A 17574-nucleotide genomic window follows, 5' to 3' on the forward strand; every position below is an offset into this window, starting at 1 on the left:
CCCCGCTCAGAGCAGGTCCTTGACGCGCGCGACGGCATCCTCCACCGAGGTGACCGACGTGTCGACGACGAGGTCGGCGTCGGTCGGCTCCTCGTACGGTGACGAGATCCCGGTGAACTCGGGGATCTCCCCGGCACGGGCCTTGGCGTAGAGGCCCTTGCGGTCCCGCGCCTCGCAGACCTCCAGCGGTGTGGAGACGTGCACGAGGACGAACCGGCCGGCGGCCTGGGCCATCTCCCGCACCCGGGCCCGCCCGGACGCGAACGGGGCGATCGGTGCCGCGATCGCGACACCCCCGTGGTACGCGACCAGCGAGGCCACGTAGCCGATGCGCTCGACGTTCAGCTCGCGCGACGCCTTGTCGAACCCGAGGCCCTTGGACAGGTGCTGTCGCACGGCGTCGCCGTCGAGGAGCGTCGTGTGGCGCCCCTCGTCGTCGAGCTCGGCCGCCAGCGCCTGGGCGACGGTGGACTTGCCGGAACCGGACAGGCCGGTGAAGAACACGACCGTGCCCTCGGGCCGGGCACCGCGCGCGGCGTGCTCCACCTCCCGGGCGACGGCGTCGGGGTACAGGGTCCCGACCTCTCTCGACCACAGCGTGCTCAGACGTGCCACGCGCTCCGCCGTCGGGGGCGTGCGGTGGTCGGCCAGGCGCTCCACGCGGTCCGCGCCGTGGTGGGCGGCGACGTCGTCCCAGCGCAGTCCGGCGCCGTCGCCCCAGGGCACGACGACGGTCCGGACCGGCCCGTCGAACGCGGCGGCGACGGCGTCGCCCACCACGTTGCCGACGCGCGCGAGGCCGGGCGCGCCGAGGTGACCGGGCTCCGGGTGCCGCCGGGACGCGGGCACCAGCACCAGCACGGCGGCGGCTCCGGCGACGAGACCGTCGAGGGCGTCCAGCTCGTCCCGTGTCGGGGCGGCGTCGACCAGGAGGGCCAGCACGTCACCGACGGGCCCGACCTCGCGGCGGATCTCGTGGGCGACGTCGTGGGCGCCGCGGCGCACCGCCGGGTCCCAGTGCGGCCCCGCGGCGCGGGCGATCGGCTTGAGCGCGGTCGCGTGGCCGTCCTCCCCGAGGACGGCCAGCGGCGTGTTCTCCGCGTCGGTGAGCGTCACGGGTCCCTGCACCGGGCGGTCGAGCAGGGTCAGCGTGTTCGTCCCGCCACCGAGGTGGAGCTCGAGCAGGTCGAGCTCGACCGGGCTCAGGACGTAGGTCGTCTCCGGTGTGTTCATGGGCGTTCGGTGTCGTCCTTCGTCGTCGAGACCGACGCCCGGTCCGGCGTCGGCGGGGTGCGTGGTGGGTGGTGGGCCAACCGGTTCCTGATCACGACCCAGGCGATGTTTCCCCCGACCAGCGCGACCGCGGCGGCACCCAGCACGACCGCGAGCGGTGCGCCCAGCAGCTTCAGCCCGGAGGCGAGCAGGAGGACGGCGAGCGCGCGTCGGATGAGGCCGCCCGGGGCCCGGCTGGAGACGTGGGCGCCGGCCCACGCGCCGGGGACGGCGCCGATCAGCAGCGAGGTGGTCAGGTCCAGCGAGAAGTCCCCGTACATCAGGTGGCCGAGCGCGGCCGCGGCGACCAGCGGCACGGCCTGCACGAGATCGGTGCCGACCAGGTTGGAGGCCTTGAGCGCGGGGTAGAGCATCAGCAGCGCCACGATGACGATCGACCCCGACCCGACCGACGTCATGCCCACGAGCAGACCCGCGACTGCCCCCAGGGCGACCGTGGGGACCGGGCGGACCACCACCCCGGCGTTGGTCGGACGGACGGGCCCCTCCCCGAGGGCGCGCTGGTGCTGCACCATGCCGATCGTCGCGCGCACGACGAGCATCGTCGCCGCGAGCAGGAGGGCGACGCCGAGCACGAGGCGCAGGGCCTCGTCCAGGGAGTCGCCGAAGGGCAGCGCCCGGATCAGGAAGACGCCGCCGAAGGCCGCCGGGACCGACCCGACGCAGAGCCAGCCGACGAGCTGCAGGTTCGCCGTCCGGCGCCGGAGGTGGACGACGGCCCCCGCCGGCTTCATGAAAAGGCTCGCGACGATGTCGCTCGAGACGGCGACCAGTGGGTCGACCCGGAACACGAAGATCAGCAGGGGGGTCATGAGCGCCCCGCCACCCATGCCCGTCAGACCGACCACGAAGCCGACGACGAGGCCGCCGAGCGCGAGGGCGGGATCGACGTCGATCACCGGTGCGACCCCTCCGTGCCCCGGGCGGGTGGCGGGTCCGTCGACGCCGTCCCGCGCGCCGCCCCGGCGGACCGGGCCAGGACGGGTCCCGCACGGCGGATCGAGGCGTGGCCAGACATGGCCGCAATGGTAGCCTCGGCCGAGTCCTTGGCCCGTCGCGTGCCAAGCCCCGAGACACGAGGAGCTCGATGACCACGCCATCACCGGCGCTTCCTGACCCGACGACGGGCGACGGCGATCTGGCCGCCGCTCTGGCCGAGAAGGCGGGACGGGTGCTGCTCTCGCTGCGCGCCGACGTCGACGCCGCCGGGGGCGAGTTCGACCCCCGGGAGCTGAAGAACGCCGGCGACGCGGCCGCCCAGAGCTGGCTGGCCGCCGCCCTGACGCACGCCCGCCCGGAGGATGCGGTCCTGTCCGAGGAGGCGAAGGACGGCGCGGCTCGGCTCGACGCCGACCGGGTCTGGATCATCGACCCGCTGGACGGCACCCGGGAGTTCGCCGAGCGCACCGAGGACGGCTCGTGGCGCGACGACTTCGCCGTGCACGTCGCCCTCTGGGTGCGCGGCCAGGAGGACGCCACCGCCGGTCCCGGAGGTCTCGCGGCAGCCGCCGTCGCGCTGCCGGCCCGTCAGGTCGTGCACACGACGGTGACGCCTTCGTCGGCCAAGGACCTGGACGAGGCCGCCGAGGCGGTCCTGGCGGGCGATCGCCCGCTCCGCATCGCCGCCAGCCGCTCCCGGCCCCCGCAGTTCGTCGCCGACCTCGCCCGGCGCGACGACGTCGAGCTGGTGCCGATGGGCTCGGCCGGCGTCAAGGTGGTCTCTGCCGTCGACGGCACGGTCGATGCCTACGTCCACGGTGGTGGACAATACGAGTGGGACTCGGCGGCGCCCGTCGGTGTCGCGCTGGCCGCCGGCCACACGGCGACCCGGCTCGACGGCTCCCCGCTCGAGTACAACCGCCAGGATCCCTGGCTCCCCGATCTGTTCGTGTGCCACCCGGCCCTGACCGCGCACCTGCGCGCGGCGCTGCAGGAGGTCGGCGTGGCGATCAAGGAAGGTGCCCAGTCGTGACGTCCCACGTCCTGAGCCAGCTCCGCAGCCTCGAAGCGGAGAGCATCCATGTCTTCCGGGAGGTGGCGGCGGAGATGCAGCGTCCCGTCCTGCTGTTCTCCGGCGGCAAGGACTCCATCGTGATGCTGCACATGGCGGCGAAGGCCTTCGCCCCGGCGCGCATCCCGTTCCCGATCATGCACGTCGACACCGGTCTGAACTTCCAGACCGTGCTCGACTGCCGTGACCGCTGGGTGGAGAACCTCGGGATCCAGCTCGTCGTCGCCTCCGTGCAGGACGCGATCGACCGCGGCCTGGTCCAGGAGGAGCCGAACGGCTCGCGCAACCGCATCCAGACGCCGGTGCTGCTGGAGGCCGTCGAGAAGCACGGTTTCGACGCCGCGTTCGGCGGTGGCCGTCGCGACGAGGAGAAGGCGCGGGCCAAGGAGCGCGTCTTCTCGTTCCGCGACGACTTCGGTCAGTGGGACCCGAAGAACCAGCGCCCCGAGATCTGGAGCCTGTACAACGGCCGGGTCCACCAGGGCGAGTCGATCCGGGTCTTCCCGCTGTCCAACTGGACCGAGCTGGACATCTGGTCCTACATCGCGGCCGAGCAGATCGACATCCCGGACCTCTACCTCGCCCAGGAGCGCGAGGTCGTGGAGCGCGACGGCATGCTGTTCGTCGTCAACGAGTTCACGCCCCTCAAGGAGGGGGAGACCTCCGAGGTCCGGTCCGTGCGCTACCGCACGGTCGGTGACGCCAACCTGACGGCCGCCGTCGAGTCGAAGGCGACCACCCTCGAGGCCATCGTCGAGGAGGTCGCGGCCGTCCGGATCACCGAGCGCGGCGCCACGCGTGGCGACGACAAGGTGAGCGAGGCCGCGATGGAGGACCGCAAGCGAGAGGGCTACTTCTAAGCCATGACCACGACCGACAACACCACCGCCGAGGCTCTGACCGACGGCTCCATCGACCTGCTCCGGTTCGCGACGGCCGGGTCCGTCGACGACGGCAAGTCGACCCTCATCGGCCGGCTGCTGTTCGACTCGAAGACGATCTTCGAGGACCAGCTGGACTCGGTGGAGCAGGTCTCGAAGGACCGCGGCAACGACTACACCGACCTCGCCCTCCTCACCGACGGCCTGCGCGCCGAGCGGGAGCAGGGCATCACGATCGACGTCGCGTACCGCTACTTCGCGACGCCGAAGCGCAAGTTCATCATCGCCGACACCCCGGGGCACATCCAGTACACCCGGAACATGGTCACGGGCGCCTCGACCGCCGATGTCGCGCTGATCCTCGTCGACGCGCGCAAGGGCGTCATCGAGCAGTCCCGTCGGCACACGTTCCTGGCGACGTTGCTCGGGGTGCCGCACATCGTGGTCTGCGTGAACAAGATGGACCTCGTCGACTACGACGAGGAGGTGTTCGAGAGCATCCGCCGCGACTTCACGGAGTTCGCGTCCCGCCTGCGTGTCCCGGACCTGACGTTCATCCCGATCTCCGCGCTGGAGGGCGACAACGTCGTCAACCGTTCGGAGAACACCCCCTGGTACGACGGGCCGGCGCTGCTCAGCCACCTCGAGCGGCTGCACGTCGCCTCGGACCGCAACCTCATGGACGTCCGGTTCCCCGTCCAGTACGTGATCCGGCCGCAGTCGCACGACGCCCGTGACTACCGCGGGTACGCGGGCACGGTCGCGTCCGGCGTCATGAAGCCCGGTGACAAGGTCGTCGCGCTGCCGGCCGGTCTCGAGACGACCATCGAGGCGATCGACACCGCCGACGGTCCGGTCGAGGAGGCCTACCCCCCGATGGCCGTGACCGTCCGCCTCGCGGACGAGATCGACATCTCCCGTGGGGACATGATCGCGCGGCCGAACAACACGCCGGCGGCGCTGCAGAACATCGACGCGCAGATCTGCTGGATGGACTCCGAGTCGTCGCTGGCCAAGGGCAAGAAGTACGCGATCAAGCACACCACGCGGTGGGCGCGGGCCATGGTCAAGGACATCAACTACCGCGTCGACGTCAACACGCTGCACCGCGACGAGGAGGCGACCGAGATCAAGCTCAACGAGATCGGCCGCATCCAGCTCCGGGTGACGCAGCCCCTGTTCGTCGACCCGTACCAGCAGAACCCGCAGACCGGGTCCTTCATCCTGGTGGACGAGTCGACCAACAAGACGGTCGCGGCCGGCATGGTCGGCGGACTGCCGCACTCCGCCTGACGGGGACGGTCATGCCCGTTTTCACCAAGGACGGTCGCAATGTCCTGTTCGTCCACGTGCCGAAGACCGGTGGCTCCGCCGTGGAGAAGCACTTCCTGGCCGACGGCTGGAAGATGACGTACCACGACGGCAGGATGGGCAAGGACAAGCCCAACTACCTGCGCACCTGCACGCCGCAGCACATGCACGGGGACCTGCTGAGGCAGACGTTCCGGATCGGACGCTTCGACGCCGTGTTCGCCGTCGTCCGTGACCCGCTCATGCGGTTCCGGTCCGAGTACGTCATGCGGCACAAGCAGGAGCTGTCGACCAGTGCCGAGGCGGTGGAGGCCTGGGCCGAACAGAGCTTCCGTCGTTACGCCCGGAACCCGTTCGTGCACGACAACCACATCCGGCCGCAGGTGCAGTTCCTCGTGGACGAGGCGCAGGTCTACCGTCTCGAGGACGGGCTCGACGCCGCGTTGGAGGATCTCAACAGACGTCACGACCTCGGCGTGCCGACCGAGGTCGCGCGGGTCCGGACGAGCGAGAAGACCCGGGGGATCTCCAGCAAGGACGTCGAGGTGTCCGACGGGCTGGAGGAGCGCCTGCGCCAGTTCTACGCGGACGACTTCGCCCGTTTCGGCTACGGCGAGCAGGGCCTCGAGGCACCTGCCGCGGGACAGAGCATGGCGTCTCGCGTGGCGGACCGGGCCTCACGCGGGTTCGCTCGGCTGGCCGAGCGGCTCTGAACGCGCGTCGTCGCCCCGTGCCCGCCGACGCGGGCACGGGGTGACGTCGCGCACGCGGATGTCCCGGGGGCGTCCACGCTGAGATGATGTCGACCAGGTCGATGTCCGTGACTAGGGGTTCGGGAGCTGTGGAGTGATGTCGAGTCTGCGCCGGCGTGTGCGGAAGGTCGTCGGCGGGGTGCTGCCCGAGGGAGTCAAGGAGAGGCTCCGTCCGGTGCTCGGCGGGCGGCCCGCTCCTCACCGTCCTGCCAAGGCCGAGGTCTCCGTCACGCTCGACGCCGGCCGCCTGCACGTCGCCGGGACGATCCGGCGCAAGGGCAGGAGGCCTGCCGCCGTCCTGGCCGAGCTCCGTGGCACGTCGCGGACCTTCCGGTACGCCTGCGACGTGGCCGAGGGGTTCGAGGCGGACATCGACCTCGGGGAGATCGCCGCGGCGACCGCGGGCGACACGGGTGAGCCGCCGTCCGACATCGTGGACCTGTGGCTGGAGATGGTGCCCGTCGCGCCCGAGGACGACGACGCCACCGCTGACGCGCGGCCTCCCAGTGGGGGATTCCCTCCCGAGCGGGTGGGCCGCTTCGCCGTCACCCGTCGAGCACCCGGTCAGGCGCGCACGACCGCGGGCGGGACCAGCTTCGTCCTCGACGTGACCGATCGCGGGAACCTCAGCGTGGTCATGGGCCAGGGGCGGCACGCACCACGACGTTTCGACGTGACGACGCGGCGGATCGAGGACGTCGAGGGCATGCTCGAGGTCGACCTGGAGATCACCTGCCAGGACCGCACAGCAGCTCGAGCCCGGCTCGTGGCCCTCGGGCGCGAGACGCAGAGCCGGGTCGAGATGCCCATGACGCTCGTCACGGACGAGGCCGCGGTCGAGGCCCGGGGCGGCCTCCTGGTGCAGCGTGCCGCCGGCACCGTGGATGTCGGCGAGGTCGTCCGTGCCCTGCCGGCGGACGAGCAGACGATCGACATCTGCTACGTCGTGGACGACGGCAACGGGTTGCTGGTCGAACGTCGCCTGGCCGTGCCCGAGGACACCGGACGGCGCGTCCTCGCGGCACGGTGGGCCCACCGCGACGGGCACGTCCATCATCTGGTGCCCTACCGGACCTATCGGGCCGAGAACCTCAGCTTCCGCGTGGACCGCTTCACCCCGGAGGAGCACCGATACCTGCTCCGGGCCATGCGGTTCGGCTGGCTGGCGCCGCTCGCCAAGCCGTTCACGCGGATCTGGCTGGTCGGCGAGGTCCCGTACAAGGCTCAGGACAACGGGTTTCGCCTCTTCGAGCACCTGCGGACGCGGCACCCGCGACGGCGCGCGTTCTACGTCATCACCCCCGACTCGCCGGACCGGCCGAAGGTCGAGGCGCTCGGCAACGTCGTCCTGCAGCACTCGCGGCGGCACATCCTCTACTCCGTCCTGGCCTCGCGCCTCGTCGGGTCCCACCACTCGGAGTACCTGCTGCCCACCCGTGACGCCCGTCTCGACCGGTGGGTGCGGGGCGTCCGGGTCTTTCTCCAGCACGGTCCCACGGCCCAGAAGAACGTGGTCCCCGTGTACGGGCGCCAGACGTCCCAGGAGCGCCCCACGGAACGGTTCCTCGTCACCTCGGACCTCGAGAAGAGGATCGTGGTCGAGGACTACGGCTACCGGCCCCACCAGGTCTCCGTGACGGGGTTCGCGCGGTTCGACGCGCTCTTCGCCGACGACGTGGAGAAGCAGCGCACGATCCTGATCATGCCGACCTGGCGCGAGGGTCTCGCCCGGGAGAGCCGGTTCCTGGAGAGCAGGTACTACCGCAGCTGGCACGACCTGCTGGCCTCGGACGAGCTCGCCCGGCTCACCCGGGCGGCCGGCGTGGGGATCACGTTCGTGCTGCATCCCAACATGCGGCACCACGCCGCCCACTTCGATCTCCCGGGCGTCACGCTCGTGCGCCAGGACGAGGTCGACGTCCAGCACCTGCTGAAGTCGTCGGCGATGCTCATCACCGACTACTCGAGCGTGGCGTGGGACTTCTCCTACCTCGAGCGTCCCGTCCTGTACTTCCAGTTCGACCGCGAGGTGCTGACGGGCGGCCGGGCACCTCACATCGACTTCGACGAGGCGCTGCCCGGCCCGATCGCGACCACCGGCGAGGCCCTTCTCTCCGAGATCTCGGAGGCGCTCGACCGTGGCCTCACGATCGAGGACGAGTACGTCAGCAGGTCGCGGGCGTTCCTGACCCATCGTGACCAGCGCAACTGCGAACGGATCGAGCGCGTCGTGCGCCGCGCCTGGAACCCGCGCGTCGCCGCGGAGCGCGTCCGCAACAGCGAGCGCGCGCAGCGGTTCTGGCGCGCCTATCGCTCCGGTGAGCGCTACTTCCCGTCGATGCGGGCGATGAACCGGGTGGTCCGGCTGCTGCCGCGGTCGAACGTCGTCCTCTTCGAGAGCGATCGCGGCGCGAGCTACGGCGACTCGCCGCGCTACATCTACGAGGAGCTGCTCCGCCGTGAGCACGGCCTGCGGCTCGTCTGGGCGAGCAGCACCACCGTACGGTTCACGGACCCGGGGACCCGGAAGATCGTGCGGCTCTCGCCGACGTACTGGTGGATCGCCTCCCGGGCGCGGTACTGGATCACCAACCAGAACATGAACCCCGACCTGCGACCGGGGCGTCGGACCCACTACCTGCAGACCTGGCACGGGACCCCGCTGAAGAAGATGCAGCACGACGTGCCGGTCATGGCGGGCCGTGACGCCGACTACCACGTCAAGGCGGCCCGCCTCACGAGCTACTGGACCACGCTGCTCTCGCCGAGCCGCTACGCCACGGAGGCCTTCCGCAGCGCGTTCCGGTTCGACGGGCCGGTGCTCGAGGCCGGCTACCCGCGGAACGACCCGTTGAGCCGGCCCGACCGGGACGAGCGTGCCGCGCTGGCCCGGACACGGATCGGCCTGCCGGACGACGGTCGCAAGGTCGTGCTCTACGCCCCCACCTTCCGCGACGACAAGCGCGACGGCCGGTACTGGCGCCAGGAGGTCGAGCTGGACCTGGACCTGATGCAGGAGCGGCTCGGCGACGACTACGTGCTGCTCGTGCGCTTCCACCCGCTGGTCCGCAACCCGTTGCCGGCCCGGCACCGGTCGTCGGGTTTCGTGCACGACGTCTCCCGCTACCCGGACGTCCAGGAGCTCCTGCTGCTGGCGGACGTGCTCGTCACGGACTACTCGTCCGTGTTCTTCGACTACGCGGTGCTCGAGCGTCCGATGATCTTCTTCGCGTACGACCTGGAGACGTACCGATCGGAGCTGCGCGGGTTCTACCTCGACTACGAGGAGTCCGTGCCCGGGCCGATCGTCCGGACGACCGACGAGCTCGCCGACGCGCTCGCGAACCTCGACGTCGTGGAGGCCGCCCACCGTGAGCGGGTCCAGGGGTTCCGGCGCACCTACTGCGGCCTCGACGACGGCGACGCCAGCGGCCGCGTCGTCGACCAGGTCTTCGGAGCTCCGGCGCGGCGCCATGACTAGGCGCGTCCTCGCCCACCTCGCGGTGTCCTTCAGCCCGACCTCCGGCGGCCGCACCATGGCGACGTTCCTGCGCGCCGCCCTGCTGGCGGGCGAGGCGCGGGAGAGCTGGATCCTCACCACGAACTTCCGCATGGAGTACGACCTGATCTTCCGTGAGTGGGCGGAGCGGGTCGACCTCCCCGCCTCGGTGTCGCTGCGGAACTTCTTCGAGGACCTCGCGGACGAGCCGGTCTACCGCAACGACGACGTGCGCAGGTTCACCCCACCCCGAGACGCCGTCCGCAGGGGGCCGCGACGGTGGGTGGAGCACGTCGACGAGGGGCACGAGGTCGTCTACCGGACCCGGGACGACCGGTCCCTCCATCGCCGTGACGTGCGGCGGTCCGGTCAGGTGGTGGAGTCGGAGTTCTTCGACCACGGCGGCCGGCTCCGGCTGCGCAACACGGTCGAGGACGGCACGGTGGTCCGCCGCGACTACCTGGCCGACGGTGCACGCGTCTACGCGACGCTCCACGTGGACGAGGACGGGGGCCGGGCCCTCCGGGTCGAGGGCGGGCCCTTCGACACCGCGGGCGAGGTGGTGCCGGAGGGGACGTTGTTCCGCCGCTGGCTGGCCTCGTTCGGGGAGGCCGGGGACCGGGTCGTCTTCTTCGTCGAGGACCGGAACTTCGACCGCTACCTGCTGCGCAACGAGCTGCTGGACTCCCGGCACCGGGTGGTCGTGCCGATCCACAGCACCCACCTGCTGCCGCCCTACGACGACCCGCACCGGGTCAAGCCGTACAACGGGAACGCCCTCGGGCGGATGGACAGCCATGCGGCCACGGTGGTCCTCACCGAGGAGCAGGCCCGGGACGTGCGTGAGCACTACGACGAGTCCGGGCTCCGCGTCATCCCTCATCCTGTCCGGCCCGCCTGGTTCTGGCGGGCGCAGGGCCGGCAGGACCAGCGGGTCGTCGTCGCGACCCGGCTCGTGGGTCTCAAACGGGTCGACCACATGATCCGCGCCATGGCGCGGGTGGTCGTCGACCACCCGGCGGCCGAGCTGCACGTGTGGGGTGCGGGCCCCGAGCTGCCGGGCCTGCGCGAGCTGGCCCGAGACCTGGGGATCGCCGACCGCGTCGTCTTCGAGGGCCACACGAGCGACGTCCCGGCGGCGCTGCGCTCGGGCGCCGTCGGCCTGTCGGCCTCCGAGAGCGAAGGGTTCGGCCTGTCGGTGATCGATGCGATGTCCGCCGGCGTCCCGGTCGTCTCCTACGCCTACAAGTACGGCCCGTCCGACCTCATCACACCCGGCCGGGACGGCTTCCTCGTGCCGGACGGCGACGTCGAGGCCATGGCGGAGCGCGTGTCGTGGCTGCTGTCGCACCCGCTGCGGCGGCGGCTGATGGGGTTCCGCGCCCGCTTCGTCCAGGTGCGCTTCCGCCCCGCCGCGATCAGGAGGCGCTGGCGGCGCCTGCTGCACGACGTCGACGCGACACCTCCCGCCGGACGTCCGACGTCGTCGTCCGCCGACGGGGCGAGGCCGGGGCGGTCCGTGCCGTAACCTGACCACCGCCCGCACCAATCCGGTCGTCCTCAGGACGGTCGTGCCAGAGGAGTGAAGTCCAGATGTCAGTGCGCAGCGCTCAGCAGCGAGGACGCGTCGAGCTCGCCACGCCGCGTCCCCAGGACGCTCTCCGCGCCGGGCGTGTGTGGAACTCGATGGTCGTCCCGGGCTGCAAGGTCGTCTTCGTCAACGTCTCGAAGAATGCCAGCACGAGCCTCAAGTGGCTCACGGCCGAGCTGAGCGGGCAGGACCCGGACACGTTCCACTCCGTGCTGGGACTCGCACCGACCAGACAGCAGACGATCCATCGCCGGGCCTCCTGGGTGGACGTCCCCAAGCTGTCCGACCTCGGTGCCGAGGAGCTCGCGGAGATCTCTCCCGACAACGGTTGGTTCGTGTTCGGCGTGATCCGGGACCCCCGGCTGCGCGTCTGGTCGGCCTGGCAGTCGAAGTTCCTCGTGGGCAACCCGCGGCACACGTGGCACAAGTTCCGTGACGCCCCCTGGCTACCGCGGGTCCCGCGGGACGCGCAGGACGTGGTCGACGACTTCGGAGCGTTCGTCCGCGAGCTCGAGGGCACGGACGGCGCCGACCTCCTCGCGGACACGCACTTCCGGCCCCAGACCGACCTGTTGCACGAGTCGGTCGTCCCCTACAGCCACCTCTACGAGACCTCCGGGCTCGGGCTGCTGCTCGACGACCTGCGTGAGCACCTCGTCGCCCAGGGGCTCCCGGGCGACCACGAGCTGACCCGGGAGAACGAGACCCCGCTGTCGGTCGCCGGCCGCGTGTTCACACCGGAGGTCGTGGACGTCCTCGACCGTGTCTATGCCGCCGACCTGGCACGGTTCGGACACCTCTGGGACTTCGGGACGGTGCTCGCCAAGGACCCGACGTGGGCGCCGGAGGCCTACCGGGACATCGCCGGCAGGGTGGCAGCGGGCCAGCGGATCGCCGACCTCGCGCACGGCGCCGAGGTGCTGCAGGCAACGGTGCGCGAGCTCGAGCGCGCGCGGCGTGCCGACCAGCGGCGCATCGACCGCCTGACCGGTCGGGTGGCGGAGCTCGAGGCCGCACTGGATCGTCGGACGTTGCGGGGGCTGCCGCGTGCCGCTGCCTCGCGCGTGCGCCGGACCCTCACCCGCGGACCAGGGGCGTGACAGGGCCATGAGCGATCGACCCCGCATCCTGCGTCGTGCCGCCCGTCGACTGGGCCTGGGCGCACCCGCGAGCGGCGAGCAGTCCCCGATGCCGTCACAGCCGGGGTCCGCGCCGCCCACCGCCTCCGGCGAGCGACGGACGACGCTCCACCTGGGTGCCCCCAAGACCGGGACGACGTTCCTCCAGACGGTCCTGTTCGCCAACAAGGAGCGGTTGGCCGGGCACGGCGTCCTCCTGCCCGGTCAACGTGCCAACGACCACGCGCTGGCCGCGATCGGGATGCGCGAGGGCGAGTCCAGCCGGCACCACGCGGTCTGGCAGGACGCCCTCGCCGAGATGGATCGCTGGGACGGCCCGGCGATCCTCAGCAACGAGTGGTTCCCGATGGCCGACAGCGCCCGGACCGCCGAGACGCTCGAGCGGCTCCAGCAGGGGCGTGAGCTGCATCTCGTCATGACGGTCCGGGACCTCGTGGACCAGGTGCCCGCCGCGTGGCAGGAGACCCTCAAGCTCGGTGACTCCACCCAGATCGACGAGTTCGCCGTCAAGATGGAGCGCCCGGACTTCCGCTGGGGCTGGTCGATCCTGGACCCGGCCGAGGTGCTGGACCGGTGGGCGCCGGGGATCCCGCCCGAACGTGTTCACCTGGTGACCGTCCCCCCGCGGGGCGCGCCTCCCGGGACGTTGTGGAGCCGGTTCGCGAGTGCCTGCGGGATCGAACCCGACTGGTGCTCGACCGACGTGGAGTTCGCCCGCGAGTCGCTCAGCGTCGAGGCGGCGCGGCTCCTGCAGCTGGCCGGCCCGCGTCTGCTCGAGGCGATCGACGCCGAACCACCGAACTGGAACGGTCCGCGGCGCTGGATCCAGAAGCACCTGGCGCACGGCATGCTGCTCAAGCGTCGCGGCGGACGGATCACGATGTCGCCCGAGACGATCGCCGCCGTGCGCGAACGCTCGGAACGGTCGGTCGAGCGGCTGCGCGCGGCCGGGTACACCGTGCACGGCGACTACGCCGACCTCGTGTCGTCGCGGCTGCCGGAGTCGGCCGTCCACCCGGACGCCGTCCCCGACAGCGAGGTCCTGGACCTGGCGCTCGACCTCGTGGCCGCACAGCTCCGGCACACGCGTCGCACGGCGAACAAGGCGGCCCGGGCGGCCAAGGGCTGAGCCCGGCGGGGCGTACTCCCTATGATGTGACGAGCGGCCTGGGGCAGGCGGAAGGCGCGGACCGGTGGAAGGGTGGACGGATGGCCGGCGTGGGACGGGGAGCGGGACTGCGGCGCACGGTGCGGTCCGCCGGGGGTCGACTCATCCGGCGCTTCGGCATCCTGCCGGGTGGGGTCCCCGACGGGCTGGGGGAGGACGAGGCCCTGCAGGGCACCACCCTGTCCGCCCGGGCGGTGGTCTTCTTCGGCGACCCGCCGCAGAGCATGTACCAGATCAGGCAGTGGTACACCGCCTTCGCGGCCCTGCAGCGGCGGGTCCCGCTCGTGGTGATCACCGGTGACTCACGGACGGCACGTCTGCTGCGGTCGGAGACGTCCCTGCGTGTGGTCACGGTGGCGCAGCACGCCACGCTGGACGAGATCCTCACCGGCAGCGACGTGCGGCTCGCCCTGTACGTCAACCACAGCCCCCAGAACTTCACCATGCTCAGCTTCGGCGGTCTGATCCACGTCTCGCTGCTGCACGGGGACTCCGACAAGACCGTCTCCGTCTCCAACCAGCACAAGGCCTACGACCTCGTCTTCGTGGCGGGTCAGGCGGCCGTCGACCGGTTCGACCGCAACCTGCCCTATTTCGACGCCGCCGCGCGGTGCGTCCGGGTCGGCCGTCCCCAGCTCGACGTCCTGGGCCCCCCGCGGACCGGCCGGCCGGACACGGGGCGCACCACCGTCCTGTACGCCCCGACCTGGGAGGGCGCGAACCCGTCGGTCGCCTACGGGTCGCTCGACGTGCTCGGTCCGCAGCTCGCACAGGCGGTGGTGAACGACCCGCACCTGCGTCTGCTGTATCGGCCCCACCCGCTGACCGGTGTGCGGTCGTCGGTCTACGGCCGGGGCGACGTGGAGGTTCGCGAGATCATTGCTGCGGCCCGGGCGTCCGACCCCGAGGCCGGGCACGGCGTCCGGACGGACGGTGAGCTGGCGGCCACCTTCGACGAGGCGGACGTCCTGGTCTGCGACATCTCCGCCGCCGCGACGGAGTGGTTGCCCACCGTGCGCCCGCTGGTGGTGACCGACGTCGCGGCTCCCTGGGCGGCCGTCGCCTCCACCCCGCTGCTGGGGGTGGCACCGCGCCTGGGTGTGGACGACGTCGACGGTGTCACCGAGCTGCTCCGCCGTGAGGCGCTGGACGACCCCCACCGCGAGGAGCGGCGTCGGCTCGTCGAGTACTACCTCGGTGACGTGACGCCGGGTGCGTCGCTCGCACGTTTCGTGACCGCCTGCGAGGAGGCGATCGACCGGCACGAGGCCGAGCTGGCACGTCTCGCCGCCCGGCGGGACGCCGGATGACCACCCGGCCCCGGGGTCACCGCCCCGTCGCGTAGCCCTGTGCGCCGCGCGGGTTGGCGGCGGCACCGAGCAGGCCACCGGCGGCGTCCCGGGTCACCGCGGACAGCCGGCCCAGCGACCACGGCCCCGCCTCGGTGAGCACGTGGCCGCGCCGTGCGAGCCCGTCGATCACGTCGGCGCCGAGCCGCGACTCGACGACGGCACCGCCCGGTGTCCAGGCGCGGGGCCAGAACGAGTCGGCCATCGAGGTGGTGTGCAGCGTCGGGGCGTCGATCGCCTCCTGCGGGGTGTACCCGCCCACCAGCACGCGCAGCAGGAACGGCAGCTGCCACTGGTCCTGCTGGTCGCCGCCCGGCGTGCCGCAGGCCATGACCGGCAGGCCGCCGTCGAGCACGAGGGTGGGCGACAGCGTCGTGCGCGGCCGCACGCCGGGGGCGAGCCGGGACGGCGAGGACTCGTCCAGCCAGGTCATCTGCAGCCGGGTGCCGAGGCAGAAGCCGAGCGCCGGGATGGTGGGGGAGGACTGCAGCCAGCCCCCGGAGGGGGTGGCGCTGATCATGTTGCCCCACCGGTCGACGACGTCGAGGTGGCAGGTGTCGCCGCGGGTGGTGCCGTTCACCTGGACGGTCGGTTCGCCGGTGCCCGAGGCGGCGACCCCGGCCGTGCGCAGCGGCGGGAGCGGGGGAGCGGTGCGCCCCGGGACGCTGCCCGGCCGCAGCTCGTGCGAGGCCCGGTCGCCGACGAGTGCACGACGGTCCGCCGCGTAGGCGGCGGACAGCAGGTGGTCCAGTGGCACGTCCGTGTCGCCGTACCAGGCGTCCCGGTCGGCGAGGGCCAGCTTGAGCGTCTCGAGCACCGTGTGCGCGCCGAGCTCGGTGGCCACGTCCAGGCGCTCGTCCTCGAAGCCGTCCAGCAGGCGCAGCGCCTGCAGCAGCACGGGCCCCTGGCCCCAGGCGCCCGTCTTGACGATCGTGCGGCCCCGGAACTCCGTCGTCGTGGGCTGCTCGTAGCCCGCCCACGACCCCGCGACGTCGGCCGCCGTCATCACGCCGGCGTGGTCGCGCCCGTCGGCGTGCCGGTGCGGCGTCGCGACGAACTCCTCCACGGCCGGTCCGACGATCTCCCGCCAGGCGGCGCGCGCGGCCTCGACCCCGGCGCCTCGGGAGGGTGCGCCGTCGGCGGCGTCGCCGAGCTGCTCCAGCAGCGCGGCGTAGGCGGGGTTCGTGATCGTCTCGCCGGCGCGCGGCGGACGGCCGTCCGGCATCCACCGCGCCGCCGACGTCGGCCAGTGCTCGGCGAAGAGTCCGCTGACCCGTTCGACGGTCGCGGCCACGGCCGGCAGCACGGGGTGGCCGTCGCGGGCGTAGCCGACGGCGTAGGCCAGCACGTCGCGCACGGTCCAGGTGCCGTGGTCGCGCAGCAGCACCAGCCAGGCGTCGACCGCGGCCGGGACGGCGGCGGCCAGAGCCCCGGAGCCGGGGACGAGGTCGAGCCCCTCGGTGTCGCGGTAGTGGTCGATCGTGGCGCCCGCCGGTGCCGGGCCCTGCCCCATGAGGACGCGGGGGTCGTCGGGTTCGTCGGCGGTGCTGAACAGGCCGACGAGGTCGCCGCCGGGTCCGTTGAGGTGCGGCTCGACGACGTGCAGGACGAACGCCGCCGCGCAGGCGGCGTCGAAGGCGTTGCCGTCCCGCTCCAGCACCGACTGGGCGCTCGCGGTGGCCAGCCAGTGCGTGGAGGCGGCCATCCCGAACGTGCCCTGCAGGTCGGGCCGGGTGGTCGAGTCGGGTGGTGGGGTGAAGGTCATGCGGTCTCCCGTCCGCGAAGGTGTCCGACGACGGTCACGGCCAGCGCGATCACTGCGCTGACGGCGACGCCGAGGGCGAGGTGGATCTGCAGCAGCGCGGCGCCGACACCGGCGCCGGCCCCGAGCAGGACGATCGCCGCGACCCGGCGGCCGACGTGACGTCCGTGGCCCCCGACGAGTCGCGAGTCCATGGCCAGCCCGGTGATGGCACTCGTGACCACCACGGTGGTGATCTCCTTGACCGCGAGGTGTCGGGCCGCGGCGGCCTGGAGACCCATCGCGCCCGCCAGCATCCCGGTGACCGTGAGCTGGACGCCGTGCGGCATGTCGGTGTCGTGGACGCCGAGCAGCACGGTCAGGGCGACGAGCACCGCGCCGACCGCGCCGAAGCAGGCCGTCGTGCGTCCGGACCACCCGACGTCGTCGGCGCGCAGCACCAGACCGCCGAGCCCGGCGCCCGCGAGGAAGGTGACGAACGCCAGCAGCGGGCCGACGACGGGGAGGTCGTCGGCGCCGGCGACGCCCATGCCGAGGATGACCACGTTCCCCGTCATGTTGCCGGTGAAGACGCGGTCGAGGCCGAGAAAGCCGACGGCGTCCGCGATCCCCGTGGAGAACGTCAGGGCGAGCATGAGGCCGAGATGGAGGTGGTCGCGAGGCACGCCGCCACCCTAGGCCCGACGCGGGCACGTCGAGCACACGGCCGACCGGATCATCGTGAGGCCGCTCACCGGTCAAAGGGCGCCCATGTTTCCGATATGTCTTGTCCCGAGGCGCGCCAGATCACATCTCGATAACAAATTGGTACACATCGT

14 protein-coding genes are annotated in these 17574 nt (G+C 72.1%); 9 read left to right on the forward strand and 5 right to left on the reverse strand.

Going from position 1 to position 17574, the window contains the following annotated elements:
• Positions 1 to 6: 6 nt before the first annotated feature.
• Genes cysC through Q6350_RS06065 form a run of 3 tightly spaced genes read right to left on the reverse strand, consistent with a single transcriptional unit; the run spans position 7 to position 2311 of the window.
• The gene (cysC, locus tag Q6350_RS06055; RefSeq protein WP_305065773.1) at positions 7 to 1233 is read right to left on the reverse strand and encodes an adenylyl-sulfate kinase; all 1227 of its coding nucleotides are present in this window, start codon (positions 1231 to 1233) and stop codon (positions 7 to 9) included.
• Positions 1230 to 2192, reverse strand: coding sequence for a sulfite exporter TauE/SafE family protein (locus Q6350_RS06060; RefSeq protein WP_305065774.1), 963 nt, complete (start codon positions 2190 to 2192; stop codon positions 1230 to 1232). Before Q6350_RS06060 ends, cysC begins: the two co-directional genes overlap by 4 nt.
• Entirely contained in the window at positions 2189 to 2311 is a 123-nt protein-coding gene (locus Q6350_RS06065) for a hypothetical protein (protein WP_305065775.1), read from the reverse strand. The genes Q6350_RS06060 and Q6350_RS06065 overlap by 4 nt, the downstream gene beginning before the upstream one ends.
• Before the next feature lie 69 nt (positions 2312 to 2380).
• Here Q6350_RS06065 and Q6350_RS06070 point away from each other — a divergent pair, with 69 nt between their 5' ends.
• The 9 genes from Q6350_RS06070 to Q6350_RS06110 all read left to right on the forward strand — a co-directional run bounded on the left by Q6350_RS06070 (position 2381) and on the right by Q6350_RS06110 (position 14955).
• Complete coding sequence (locus tag Q6350_RS06070; RefSeq protein ID WP_304607774.1) at positions 2381 to 3265, forward strand: inositol monophosphatase family protein; 885 nt, start codon at positions 2381 to 2383, stop codon at positions 3263 to 3265.
• Complete coding sequence (gene cysD / locus Q6350_RS06075) at positions 3262 to 4164, forward strand: sulfate adenylyltransferase subunit CysD (RefSeq protein ID WP_304603329.1); 903 nt, start codon at positions 3262 to 3264, stop codon at positions 4162 to 4164. Before Q6350_RS06070 ends, cysD begins: the two co-directional genes overlap by 4 nt.
• Positions 4165 to 4167: 3 nt before the next feature.
• On the forward strand, positions 4168 to 5478 hold the full coding sequence (gene cysN / locus Q6350_RS06080; RefSeq protein ID WP_305065776.1) for a sulfate adenylyltransferase subunit CysN: 1311 nt from the start codon (positions 4168 to 4170) through the stop codon (positions 5476 to 5478).
• 11 nt (positions 5479 to 5489) lie between these two features.
• On the forward strand, positions 5490 to 6209 hold the full coding sequence (locus tag Q6350_RS06085; RefSeq protein ID WP_305065777.1) for a sulfotransferase family 2 domain-containing protein: 720 nt from the start codon (positions 5490 to 5492) through the stop codon (positions 6207 to 6209).
• A gap of 136 nt (positions 6210 to 6345) precedes the next feature.
• Positions 6346 to 9729: a CDP-glycerol glycerophosphotransferase family protein gene (locus Q6350_RS06090; RefSeq protein ID WP_305065778.1), complete on the forward strand. Its 3384-nt coding sequence runs from the start codon at positions 6346 to 6348 to the stop codon at positions 9727 to 9729.
• A complete protein-coding gene (locus Q6350_RS06095) occupies positions 9722 to 11275 on the forward strand; it encodes a glycosyltransferase (protein ID WP_305065779.1) in 1554 nt (517 codons plus the stop codon). The genes Q6350_RS06090 and Q6350_RS06095 overlap by 8 nt, the downstream gene beginning before the upstream one ends.
• A 65-nt stretch (positions 11276 to 11340) precedes the next feature.
• Positions 11341 to 12438, forward strand: coding sequence for a sulfotransferase family 2 domain-containing protein (locus Q6350_RS06100; RefSeq protein ID WP_305065780.1), 1098 nt, complete (start codon positions 11341 to 11343; stop codon positions 12436 to 12438).
• Positions 12439 to 12445: 7 nt separating this feature from the next.
• Positions 12446 to 13606 carry a hypothetical protein gene (locus Q6350_RS06105; RefSeq protein WP_305065781.1) on the forward strand — a complete coding sequence of 387 codons (1161 nt, stop codon included), beginning with the start codon at positions 12446 to 12448 and terminating at the stop codon, positions 13604 to 13606.
• Positions 13607 to 13686: 80 nt separating this feature from the next.
• On the forward strand, positions 13687 to 14955 hold the full coding sequence (locus Q6350_RS06110; RefSeq protein ID WP_305065782.1) for a glycosyl transferase: 1269 nt from the start codon (positions 13687 to 13689) through the stop codon (positions 14953 to 14955).
• Between the two features lie 16 nt (positions 14956 to 14971).
• Here the strand turns inward: Q6350_RS06110 and Q6350_RS06115 are convergent, their stop codons facing one another.
• Positions 14972 to 16759 carry a gamma-glutamyltransferase family protein gene (locus Q6350_RS06115; protein WP_305065783.1) on the reverse strand — a complete coding sequence of 596 codons (1788 nt, stop codon included), beginning with the start codon at positions 16757 to 16759 and terminating at the stop codon, positions 14972 to 14974.
• Positions 16756 to 17421 carry a YoaK family protein gene (locus Q6350_RS06120; RefSeq protein ID WP_305065784.1) on the reverse strand — a complete coding sequence of 222 codons (666 nt, stop codon included), beginning with the start codon at positions 17419 to 17421 and terminating at the stop codon, positions 16756 to 16758. Before Q6350_RS06120 ends, Q6350_RS06115 begins: the two co-directional genes overlap by 4 nt.
• Positions 17422 to 17574: the final 153 nt, after the last annotated feature.

Origin of the sequence: Isoptericola sp. b515 (assembly GCF_030588125.1) — a bacterium.
GTDB lineage: Bacteria > Actinomycetota > Actinomycetes > Actinomycetales > Cellulomonadaceae > Isoptericola > Isoptericola sediminis.

Excerpts from the sequence above, each read along its gene's own strand:
- cysC (WP_305065773.1), bottom strand. The coding sequence starts at position 1,233 with ATGAACACACCGGAGACGACCTACGTCCTGAGCCCGGTCGAGCTCGAC.
- Q6350_RS06065 (WP_305065775.1), bottom strand. The coding sequence starts at position 2,311 with ATGTCTGGCCACGCCTCGATCCGCCGTGCGGGACCCGTCCTGGCCCGG.
- Q6350_RS06070 (WP_304607774.1), top strand. The coding sequence starts at position 2,381 with ATGACCACGCCATCACCGGCGCTTCCTGACCCGACGACGGGCGACGGC.
- cysN (WP_305065776.1), top strand. The coding sequence starts at position 4,168 with ATGACCACGACCGACAACACCACCGCCGAGGCTCTGACCGACGGCTCC.
- Q6350_RS06085 (WP_305065777.1), top strand. The coding sequence starts at position 5,490 with ATGCCCGTTTTCACCAAGGACGGTCGCAATGTCCTGTTCGTCCACGTG.
- Q6350_RS06090 (WP_305065778.1), top strand. The coding sequence starts at position 6,346 with ATGTCGAGTCTGCGCCGGCGTGTGCGGAAGGTCGTCGGCGGGGTGCTG.
- Q6350_RS06095 (WP_305065779.1), top strand. The coding sequence starts at position 9,722 with ATGACTAGGCGCGTCCTCGCCCACCTCGCGGTGTCCTTCAGCCCGACC.
- Q6350_RS06100 (WP_305065780.1), top strand. The coding sequence starts at position 11,341 with ATGTCAGTGCGCAGCGCTCAGCAGCGAGGACGCGTCGAGCTCGCCACG.
- Q6350_RS06105 (WP_305065781.1), top strand. The coding sequence starts at position 12,446 with ATGAGCGATCGACCCCGCATCCTGCGTCGTGCCGCCCGTCGACTGGGC.
- Q6350_RS06110 (WP_305065782.1), top strand. The coding sequence starts at position 13,687 with ATGGCCGGCGTGGGACGGGGAGCGGGACTGCGGCGCACGGTGCGGTCC.
- Q6350_RS06115 (WP_305065783.1), bottom strand. The coding sequence starts at position 16,759 with ATGACCTTCACCCCACCACCCGACTCGACCACCCGGCCCGACCTGCAG.